Source organism: Burkholderia singularis, from assembly GCF_001718875.1.
GTDB lineage: Bacteria > Pseudomonadota > Gammaproteobacteria > Burkholderiales > Burkholderiaceae > Burkholderia > Burkholderia singularis.
Genome location: NZ_CP013449.1, coordinates 1,274,147 through 1,286,176 on the forward strand (window position 1 = coordinate 1,274,147; position 12,030 = coordinate 1,286,176).

The window sequence follows — 12,030 nt, forward strand, 5'->3', positions numbered from 1 at the left end:
CGCGCCGCTCACATATTGACGCGCCACCTGTCCGGCCCACACCAAGCATTTGGTTCCCCACGCCAACCCCGCACTGTGGCGTTGCACAGGGATCCAAACCATTTCGCGGCCACTCGAATTTCAGTACCGTTGCTGTCAATACTTTCACAGCGCTTCGCCCGATTGCGGCGGGCACAAAGAGCGGCGACGGCCCAGCATCTTCCGTTTGCCGAAGATTCTCTACAAATTCGAGGTGAAAAACCATGAGACAAAAGCGAATGATCGCCGCTGCCTACGGTGCCTGCCTGTTCGGTTCTTCGCTGGCCGCCGCCCAGCAAATACCTCAATATCAGCAGCTGCGTAATCAATTGCTTGCCGGCGCGGCCGTCACCTCTCTGTTCTACCCTCATCAGTGCGCTCCGAGCGGCAAACCAGAAACGGCCGTCGAAAGACCGAATCTGCTCGGCGGACTCAAGATTCAGGAATTCATGGTGATCCCGCAGAATGACGGCGAGCGCATTGCGTACTCCAGCCGCCACTTCACGATCAGACCCGACGGGACGCCGACCATCGAATTTATTCAATATCAAGCGATGTCCAACGGCAGTGCGGCCGTCAGCGTACAGGCCCTTTCGCCCACCACCTATCAGCCGCTGCCCGGCAGCGCCACGCCGGCCATCTATCAATGCACGCTAGGGAAAGGGCTGCGCTTCTCGTCCGATTTGACAGAGAAATCGAATCCGCATTAACAAGACCCGTCTGAGCGATCGCGCCGGCGCGGATTGTGACGAACGAACGCTCGCGTGGCGCATCGCGAACATCGCGCACCGGAACTATCGCATCAGCCAGTTCTGAATAGTCGACGCAAAAGCAGTAGGTCCATCAAAGTGGAAGCAACACTAAACGGAAGGTGCCTTGCGCTCGGCATTCGAAAATCGGCGCCACCGACAAAGCCCCATTCCGTCAAGCTCATCAGCGCAGGCAAACAGTTCAAACGCGCCTCGCCACGCACCGAGACCGCAAGCGACCGTACCAAGTGCATTCGGCCAAACAATGAATGCCGAAGCCACTCAACGCATCGCTCAGCAAGCGTCGCCCCTCTACTGTAAGCGAATGCGGCAATATGATATTTCGCGAACAAGCAAGTGATTTCGCTATTGGTCATTTTTTTTATTTCGACGGGTCAATAATAGTTACACGCCCTTATTTTTTATATTTTTTGGTGTATAAAAATGATCTTCAATCAGGAAAATTTAAGATGACAATGGATACCACGCAGACTTTCAATCATTCGCTGTCATCTATTCACCAAATGTCTCGCAATTCTCACTGAGCGTTTCAACATGAAAAGTCGATGCGTTTCGGCACCAACCGTTTATTTTATAAAATTTACTCATCGAAATTACATCAATCGTGGAAATTTATGCCACCAGCAAACAATTTGCATTGCAATTAAATCCCATAATAACACATACCTTCGAACAGACATCTCCTAATCTAAATCTCTTTTCTAGAAATACGATATTCGAAAATTTTCGAACCATTTAAACTCACCATCAAATTCATATAAATCATGCCGACCACGCCTCCGATCCGTCCGCCCTCGATTCCGGCGAATACAAATCCAGACGACACTCCACAAGGCTCACCTCCGGCTTCGCCGAATGCATACCCCACGGCAAGAACCACCAGTCTCGCCTCCTCTACGCACTCGCTTTTCTCGCAACAGCAAGCCGATCGTCAATCCAGCAATAGAACTGTCTCCCCGATATCCGAAATTAATTTCGACATTACATTTCCGTTTTCAAACATCAATCCAAACGAACAAGATAACTTCATTAAAGAGATTATGGCCGAAAGCCATTTTGAACAAAAAAAGCAATCTCTTGCCCCATTCACCCCAATGTCGGTCGAGGCAATCCGGAATTGGCTCGCCTCCGAATCACCTTATTTCGAACATGCAACAACATCTTCTCCAAAAAATAGAGTCGAATTAAATCTCGCCTCAAAAGAAACAGTCAATATCCAACAAATACCGATAGTCTCCGATTCAATCGGACAAAAAACTTCTGTTGGAGTACAGTTTAGTGGCCGCGACACAGCGCCTCCCCGCTCCTCAACCAAAATCACTACTGAAATTTTACGCCTTGGCCACGAGAAAATAGGAATTGGACCAGGAAAAATAACACGCTATCTTTTTGAAAGAAAATATGGCTTAACACTTGGATCTTTGCGATTCCATATCAATATTGACGGTACGTTAACTGCTCGAGGACAGCGCGCCTTAACACGCCCGCCTCGAACCAGGGCCATCACCGCCGAACTGCTCCAAAAAGCCGTCTCGATAGCTAAAAATGGTGAAAAAAATATCTCTGATATAGCAATTGAAATCGGAATTCAGCCAACTCAGCTTTATCCATATTTAACAAAATCCGGTTTATCATTAGCCGGAAAACAATTGCTTGCAAAACATAAAGGAGAAACAGTATTGCGTAGGCTGACGACTGATCTCCTTCGGCTCGCGAGTCAGCGCATCGGTAATACATTTGATAAAATCAGTTTATCAGAATTTTGCGATGAGAATTTTGTTTCACCGTCATTATTAAGAAAATACGTAAAAACAGACGGCACCTTGACTGATGCAGGAAAAAACCGGATCAACACAAAAAGGAATAAAAATCGAAAAACCATAAAATCCCAAAGAAACGCAATAAAAAACGCGGCATACAAGATGGCCAAGCCCGGGCACTGGGATTTTCCCTTCGCCAGCTTGATTTTTTTTCATTCACTGAAATCGCTTACCGACATGCTGAATATAAGGTTAGATGTTATTGACCTTGAAAATACTCACCACACCGGAAATCCAAATGCCCCATATGCAGGGAAATTATATTTGAAAAGAAAGAATTGCGACTTTCAAATTGGTGACCAATGTTACACACCTCCGCCGGGTGGTGATCGCGTCTTTCATGCATTAAATGCATTGAGCATATACAGCAAGAAAAATAATTTCGGCGCTTATATTGTCGGCGCACCACAACAGGATGGCACACGCGCTCTCAGTTTTTTAAGTACCGACGCATCAATAAAGTCGGTAATTAATAATTTACGTTATCTGGCAACCAGCTACATCATACGAAATGTGGATGAAATCCTTCATTCGGTGTCGGAGCAGCCGCCCTCCGAGACTGATGGCTCCCCTTTGCCTACCACGCCAGCTCCCCCCAAGATCAGTGCCGATGTTAGCCAGCCCGCATACTCGCCAATATCAAGTCCCGCGACACCACATACATACACATCACCTGTCTCAATGGAAGAATCACTCGCATCGAACGCCCGTCAAACTCCAGATACCATCACCACTATCGGCAAAAATCGTAGTCGCAAAGGAAAAAGCATCATTACCCCCCGGTTACTCAAACTGGCTCTGCACAGCATAGTCGGAAAACCCAAGAATATTCCTTCCTTTTTAAAAGAGCATGGGATTAAATTACGTACGCTTCAGCAATATGTATCAAGCAGTGGTTTGACTCTCGCCGGTCAACAATTTTTGTTCACGAGGAAGGATAAAAAGTCGCTAAATCCTCTCACCGTCAAACTGGTTCAACTTGCCTCCCAGAGCATCGGCATCAAATCCGGCGATATGAATCGAAACGATTTCGCGCGAAACCACGGAGTATCAATTAAACTTCTAAAGTATTATCTAAAGGCCGATGGCACCCTTACCAAGCAAGGTGAGCGTCACTTTCACCATTGGTTACCATTATTTCAAAAAAACTCTCCTGTACTAGGTTCAATTTTGGACAGGCGTCGAGCGGTAAGAGAAGCAGCATTGAAAATAATGAAGCTGGGAGAATGGAATTTCCCTCATGCAGATCAGATCTTCTCAAATTATTTTAATAGCTTTGCATTCGATCACAATATAAGATTTGACATCAAAACACCAAACTATTGTCAGCGCATTGGTGATCCCAGTGCCCCCTATGCTGGTGCACTACTATTGAATCAGGATCATTACGGTATTCAAATCGGCGAAAATTATTATGACGTACCAGCAGATGGCGACTGTGCCTTTCACGCATTGAATATTTTGCGTTTGCATAGCACGGGTCAAGGGTTCGGCGATTATGTCGTCGGGCCTCAACGTCCAGATAAGGTTATTCCGCTATATACCCCTACCGATGATTCAGCAATTAAACTCGCAGTCGGAGGTGCCCGCTATATGGCAGCAGAACATGCGATGCGCAACATCGATGAGATAGTCGAGACTATAACCGAAAGATGAAAAATTACACGATACCATTATGGAAATGCAATAATTTAATCACTTTGTCCATGCATTTCGACTTCTTCGTACAGTAGCCCTTCCCCTCAACGAGAAAATTCTACTTCTGATCGCACGGGTTTTCAGGGCGACTACCGTGCCAACGCAAGCTCGAACTCCGGGCAAACCCTGTGCTGAAAAATTTCGCAAGCAACACAGCCATTTCGCAGCCGTTCAAATTTCAGTACCGTTGCTGTCAATACTTTCACAGCGCTTCGCCCGATTGCGGCGGGCACAAAGAGCGGCGACGGCCCAGCATCTTCCGTTTGCCGAAGATTCTCTACAAATTCGAGGTGAAAAATCATGAGACAAAAGCGAATGATCGCCGCTGCCTACGGCGCCTGCCTGTTCGGTTCTTCGCTAGCCGCCGCCCAGCAAATACCTCAATATCAGCAGCTGCGTAATCAATTGCTTGCCGGCGCGGCCGTCACCTCTCTGTTCTACCCTCATCAGTGCGCTCCGAGCGGCAAACCAGAAACGGCCGTCGAAAGACCGAATCTGCTCGGCGGACTCAAGATTCAGGAATTCATGGTGATCCCGCAGAATGACGGCGAGCGCATTGCGTACTCCAGCCGCCACTTCACGATCAGACCCGACGGGACGCCGACCATCGAATTTATTCAATATCAAGCGATGTCCAACGGCAGTGCGGCCGTCAGCGTACAGGCCCTTTCGCCCACCACCTATCAGCCGCTGCCCGGCAGCGCCACGCCGGCCATCTATCAATGCACGCTAGGGAAAGGGCTGCGCTTCTCGTCCGATTTGACAGAGAAATCGAATCCGCATTAACAAGACCCGTCTGAGCGATCGCGCCGGCGCGGATTGTGACGAACGAACGCTCGCGTGGCGCATCGCGAACATCGCGCACCGGAACTATCGCATCAGCCAGTTCTGAATAGCCGACGTAATGTGGCGCCTTGTCCAAGCAAAGATTTAGCGTATCGCTCAGCAGAACCCGCTCTCTGCGGTAAACAAGTACGACGATACAGTATTTCGTAAACGGGCGAGTATTTTCGGTATCGATCTATTTCTTTCAGCTCAGTAGTTTAATAATAGTTACACACTCTAACATTCCACATTCATCATGCGTGTTCATTAAATGATCTTCAAACAGGAAAATTAAATAAATATGAGTAAATAAATACTTCGACCAAAACTGACATATTTTCAGATACCGACTTCAATTCTGCTAAAGGCATTTTAGCAGGCTATTCGATCGAGGGAAATTACATTGGCAGCAGAAGAATGGGAGTCGTGACTTTACGTCACGATCACCTACACCGGCATGCAAGCGACTTTCATTTTCAATTATATCTAATTTTTATCATTTCCGTTTTTAGATTAACATTTTCACTATTTAATTTAATAAAAATCAGCCATGCCGACCACTCCTCCAATTAATCCGTCTCCGAATACAATAACTTTAAGCTCAGACGACACCCAACGAAGCTCTCCATCGGCTTTATCGTTTCAGTCTCCGAGGGTAACAACCACCAGCCTCACCTCTTCGTCCAGATTGAGCTCATACTCGCGTTCATCGCAACAACAAGGCGCCACAACATCCAACCACCGAACTGTTTCCCCGTTATCCGAAATTAATTTCGAAATCGCGCTCCCATTTTCCAATCTCAACCCAAACGAACAGGATGATTTTATCCGCGAAATCATAAATGAAGGTTATTCAGAGCAAGAAAACCAGCCTCTCACCTCGGTCACACCTATGTCAGTCGACACTATTCAAAATTGGTTGACATCCGATTTCCCTTACCAGGAGCAAGCAACGATACCACCAATACAAGATAGAGTTGAATTAAATTCTCAAGTCGAAGAAACAGCAAATATCGAACAAACATCAGCCGCATCTGCTTCAACCGCACAAGAAACTTCGGCAAGAAGACAGTTTGGTCGCCGGAGTATAGCCTCTGCACATCCTCCACCAAAAGTCACTGCCGAAATTTTACGTCTTGCTCACGAAAAAATAGGAATAGGTCCAGGCAAAATAGCCCGTCATTTTTTTGAAAAAAAATACAATTTACCGTCCGGTACTCTGCAATTTCATATCAATGTTGACGGTACTCTTACTGAACGAGCGCAGCGATTCCTAGCAAATCCAACTCGAACCAACACCATCACTGCTGAAGCACTCCAAAAGGCAGCCTCAATGGTCCAAGACAGCAATAAATGTATTTCAAATATTGCAACTGAAATTGGAGTCAAACCGAAACAACTATATCCGTATTTAACAAAATCCGGTTTATCACTAGCTGGCAAACAAGCACTTGCAAGATGTAGTGGAGAAAACGTATTTCAAACACTTACAACAGATCTCATACAACTTGGAACTCAGCGCATCGGGAAGGCATTCGACAAAATTAGTTTGTCGGAGTTTTGCAGGAATCACTCTCTTTCATTAGCCTTATTGAGAAAATACATAAAAGCAGATGGCAGCTTGACTGCTGCGGGGAAAAATAAATTAGATACAGAGAAAAACAAAAATCAAGAAATATTTAAATCTCAAAAAAGCGCAATCAAAACTGCCGCACTTAAGATAGCGAAATCAGACCGCTGGAATTTCCCTTTTGCCGACTTGATTTTCCTACATTCACTAAAATTTCTCACCAACACATTGAACATAAAACTTGACATTGTAGACCTAGAAAAATCACACAGCATTGGAAATTCAAGTTCGCCGCATATAGGAAAATTGTTTTTTAAAAAAAATAATCACATCTTCCAAATTGAAAATCAATGCTACATCCCTCCACAGGATGGAGATAGTATATTCCATGCATTAAATGCAATGAGGATATACAATAACCAAGGTAATTTCGGTGATTATATTATCAATCCGCCCGACCAGAATGGTACGCTATCTCTCAACCTTCCGAGTAATGATGCATCAATAAAATCGGAAGTTAATGATTTACGCTATAAAGCTGCCACTTACGTCATGCGAAATGCAGATGAAATCGCTCAGTCGGTGTTGAACCAACAACCCCGGGAAGCCGTCAGCGCGCCCTCACCAGCCGAGTTTGCCCCCTCTCGGATCAACGCCAATGCTGGCCAGGCAGTTTGCTTGCCGGAATCGAGTTCCGCATCGCCACATTCATACAGTTCGTCTACTCCAATGGAGGAATCACTCAGCATGGATTCTCATCAACCTCCAGACATCATTGCCACCGGTAAAAATCCAGGTCACGGCAAAAAACGTGTTATCACCCCACAGTTACTCAAACTGGCTCAGCGTACTATAGTTGGAAATCCCAAAAAAATTCCATCTTTCTTAAAAGAGCATGGAATCAAAATAGATACACTTCGATTGTATATCTCGAGCCATGGCCTGACTCTCGCCGGCCAACAAGTCTTGGCGGCCGACAAAGATGAAAAAGCATTAAAGCCTCTCACTGTCGAAATGCTTCAACTTGCTTCGCAGAGCATCGGCACAAAGCCCGGCGACATGAATCGAGATGAATTCGCACGGCGTAATAAAATATCGACAACAATTTTGAAATATTATTTAAAAGCCGATGGAACACTTTCCAATCAAGGTAAATCTCGTTATCGTCGTTGGTTACCACTATTCCAAAATAACCAACCTGCAGCAAACTCAATTGCCAATAGACGGCGCGCGGTAAGGGAAGCAGCATTGAAATTGAAGAATCCAGGGGAATGGAATTTTCCCCATTCCGACCAACTTTTTTCATATTTTTTCAGCAATTTTGCATCCGATCATAATATAAGATTTGGCATTCAAACCCCAGATTATTCTCAATATATTGGCAATCCAAATGCATCCTATGCTGGAACACTAATATTGAAACAAAATCATTATAACGTCCAGATTAACGAAAATTGTTATGATGTTCCAGCAGATGGAGACTGTGCCTTTCATGCTTTGAATGTTTTACGCCTTCATAGCAGTAATCAGGAGCTTGGTGATTATATCGTTGGACCTCGACGCCCGGACGGCATTATTCCATTATCTATTCCAGCCGACGATACAACGATCAAGCAGGCAATTGGAGGGACACGTTATATGGCGGCAGAGCATGCAATGCGTCACATTGACGAACTTGCCGAAGCTATAGACGGAGTATGAAAACAATACTATATCGGTAATGTGAAATTGCCTCATTGCTCGCATCCGACATAATAGGCAATTTCAACATCGCAAAATTTAATATTTAAATAAAAAAATAACCGTAATTAAAATTCCGCAAATTCAATATTTGAAATAAATCGCACTATAGCCATGCCACATACTCCTTCAACTCGCTCCTCTTCCGTATCGATCACTTCGGGTTCAAAAGATAGTCAATCAAATGTTTCTATTGAGTCACTTGATCGACAATCCCGAGTAGTGACACGCAGCCTCTCCTTTTCCCCTGAATTAGACGCTCTTTCATCTTCACCTCGCCGTCAACGCACTCTTAGTTCCGAAGAGCGAACAATTTCTCCATTAACCGAAATCGATCTCGACCTTGCCGCCCCGTTCTCCAATCTTAATCCATTAGAGGGAGAAAATTTTATCCGAGACATAATGATTGGAAACCATTCAGACCAAGAAAAACGCCCCGGCACACCATATTCCGCCACATCAATTGAAAGAATTCAAGCTTGGCTGGAATCCAAAACCACGCACCTCGATCCTCTCCTAGAATTTTCCTCGTTTAGTTCCAGTGATTTCATCAATACTCAAAATAAATATGAAAATATCACCCAACCCCTGCCTTCATCCAGCGTTGCATCAAAAAAAACTCCCCCCAGAGAGAAATCAAAGAAAAACGAACCTATCAAATTAAACCCAATATCGGCAGTCACCCCCGAGATTTTGTGTCTCGCTGCCGAGAGCGTAGGCACCGGGCCCGGTAAGATATCTCGCAACCGTTTCGAATTGCTACATGGATTATCAAATAAAATCTTGCAGGGTTATATAAACATTGATGGCACTCTAACCTCTCGCGGACAGCGGCGTTTAACTCATTCTCCTCAGTCTCAAGTCATTACCGTTGAAATACTCGAAAAAGCAGAAGCTATGCTAAAAGACGTCAGAAAAACATTTTCCGAAGTTGCATACGCAGTCGGTGCTCGCCCACACCAACTTAGGCGCTACATTAAAAATAGAAGCATATCATTGATCGGCAAGCAGTTTATTTCGAAGCAAAGAAAAATTTCAGAGCTACAACCAATCACGGAAAATTTAATTAAACTTGCAGTTCAAAACATCGGCACCACTTACGGAAAAATGAGATTTTCCGAGTTCGCCAGAATCCATAATGTTTCATTTATTTCATTGAGAAAACATATCACCGCACAAGGAATTCTTACCGAAAAAGGAAAAAAACGTTTGGCCAAAGCCCCTTTTTCAAAATACGAAAAATCTCAAAAAATAATTGAAATAGAAACGGCGGCATCGCATCTGGCGAAGCTGGGGCAATGGAATTTCTGCCACGACGATTTGCTTTTTGCACAGTCCTTTAAAATTCTCTCTCAAGTTTTAAATATTAAATTTGACGTCGAAACCCCTGAATACACTCATAGCATTGGTAGTGATAACGCCCCACACGCAGGTTCATTAATACTAAAACAAAATCACTACAGCGTTCAAATCGGCGGCAGTCGTTACGATCCCCCTCCCGATGGAGATTGCGCCTTTCATGCATTAAATATATTGAGCATATACAACAAGGAAGGTGGATTTGGAGATTATATCGCCGGTCCTCAACGAACCGACGGCACTATTCCATTAATCCTTCCGTCTGACGATATTATGATTAAATCAACAATCAGAAAATTACGCTATATAGCTGCGTCATACGTCATACGTAATGCAAATGAAATCAGCCTCGCAATTCCGGACAAACAGGCTTCGGAATCCGGTGAACGTATTTCTCCCTTTTCTCGCCCCCCGCAGTCGCTCGACATAAAGGCAACTCTGCCCACAAGCTTACCTGAGTCAGAGGCATCCGTTTCTTATATAAGTTATTTGTCAGTGTTAGATGAGTGGTCGCATCCTTCGGAATTAGATCCGACTACATCTTCAATCTATCCACACTCCCCCTCTGTATCGGCATCGGGTTTACAGACACAATATCCAAAAAAAGGTTTTCCCATTTCTCAACATCAAAAAGCGGAATTCACTCAAAGTAAGTATACCGAAGCTGTACTTCGAGATAATTTAGAAGAAGCCATTTCCACCAAAAAACACCAAAAATTCAAGAAATACGCACGTCTTATTACCCCGCAACTCCTCAAACTGGCCCAACAAGCAATAATTGATCGGCCTGGAAAATTGTCGGAATTTTTAAAAAAGTATCAACTTAATAAAAGAACGCTCCTCCATTATATTTCAAACAAAGGCTTGACCCTTGCAGGCGAACAATTACTGGAAGAAAAAGAATCCAAGCCTGTTACGCCTGAACTGATTCGATTGGCCTCGCAAACTATCGGCACCGGCGGAATCATGACAAGCCGACGTGATTTTGCCCAAATACACGGCATTTCAATTTTGGTTTTAAATCGCCTCGTAAGAGCCAATGGCACCCTTACGCCCCAAGGTCAGCGTTACATAAAGAAAAATAAACCACTACCCCAAGAAGACACTTCTTTACTTTTGGAAATCAAAAGTAAGTCTGAAATCACAAAGGAGCGCAAGATATCCGCCATCAAAAAATCGGCTTCTAAATTAATTAAACTCGGAAAATGGAACTTTCCTCATGCCGACCTTCTTTTTGCGAACTCGCTTAAAACATTCGCATTTGACAACAATATGCAATTCGACGTGCAGACTCCAGATTATTCTCATCGCATTGGCCAACCCAATGCCCCCTATGTCGGAACATTGATTTTACAGCATGACCATTATAACGTTCAGATTGGTGATGATCGTTATGACGTCCCCCCCGATGGTGATTGCGCATTCCATGCGTTGAACATATTGCGCCTGTATCGGGATAGGCAAAATTTAGGAGATTACGTCGTCGGACGTCCCCGGCCAGACGGCGTTATTCCACTCAGTATTCCCATTCACGATGAGGCAATTAGATCGGCGATTAAGCATACACGCACCAAGGCAGCAGAGCATGTGTTGCAACATATTGATGAAATCGCGGAAGCTATGACGGAAGAGTAAACGACTCACAACGGCTTGATTGTCCGCTTTATGCTTCGTGTAACACTGTATTGCAAATGTCTTCTTCGCCCAGTGCGTCAGTGAAATTTGATGATGAAGATATCAACTTATCACTGACGCACAGCGTTTGATCGATTTGAACGCCGCACTAATCTAGCACTTAAATTTCGAATGTTGGTCACCTGGGCATTTCCGCACAACTCGCATGTTTTAATTTTTCGAGAGCAATCACGCTATTTCGCTATCGTTCGAATTTTCAGTAGTCATCCGTTCGTATTTCACAATCCTCTTCTTACAGCCGCACATTCAAGGCAGTAACCCAATACTTCGATTGCCGAAATTTTTTTGCACATCGAGGAGCCCAAAAATCGCCACCAGCGATGCTTGCACGCTCAGCGCATCCGGTCAGTACACCGCGTCCCAATCCTATTTCGGCGATTGGCATTCAATTGTTTGCGGGTACAGAAGACACGCTACAGCCCTTCCCCGGTCAGTGCGCGACGCTCGCATGCCGAACCGGGTACCACCACGCCCGATGCAAGATCAGTCGAGACACTGAACCTCGGCTTTATCACGGCCCCCGCTGGGAATCCGA

Annotated in this window: 5 protein-coding genes; all 5 read left to right on the plus strand. The window is 44.9% G+C overall.

Going from position 1 to position 12,030, the window contains the following annotated elements; all coding sequences use genetic code 11:
- Positions 1 to 257: 257 nt before the first annotated feature.
- Positions 258 to 728: a VirK family protein gene (locus AQ611_RS21080; protein ID WP_069235940.1), complete on the plus strand. Its 471-nt coding sequence runs from the start codon at positions 258 to 260 to the stop codon at positions 726 to 728.
- A gap of 824 nt (positions 729 to 1,552) precedes the next feature.
- Positions 1,553 to 4,264, plus strand: coding sequence for a hypothetical protein (locus tag AQ611_RS25845; RefSeq protein ID WP_146011833.1), 2,712 nt, complete (start codon positions 1,553 to 1,555; stop codon positions 4,262 to 4,264).
- A gap of 357 nt (positions 4,265 to 4,621) precedes the next feature.
- Positions 4,622 to 5,092, plus strand: coding sequence for a VirK family protein (locus AQ611_RS21085; RefSeq protein ID WP_069235940.1), 471 nt, complete (start codon positions 4,622 to 4,624; stop codon positions 5,090 to 5,092).
- Between the two features lie 589 nt (positions 5,093 to 5,681).
- A complete protein-coding gene (locus tag AQ611_RS25850) occupies positions 5,682 to 8,402 on the plus strand; it encodes a hypothetical protein (protein WP_146011763.1) in 2,721 nt (906 codons plus the stop codon).
- Positions 8,403 to 8,555: 153 nt separating this feature from the next.
- On the plus strand, positions 8,556 to 11,435 hold the full coding sequence (locus tag AQ611_RS25855) for a hypothetical protein (RefSeq protein ID WP_146011762.1): 2,880 nt from the start codon (positions 8,556 to 8,558) through the stop codon (positions 11,433 to 11,435).
- Positions 11,436 to 12,030 lie beyond the last annotated feature (595 nt).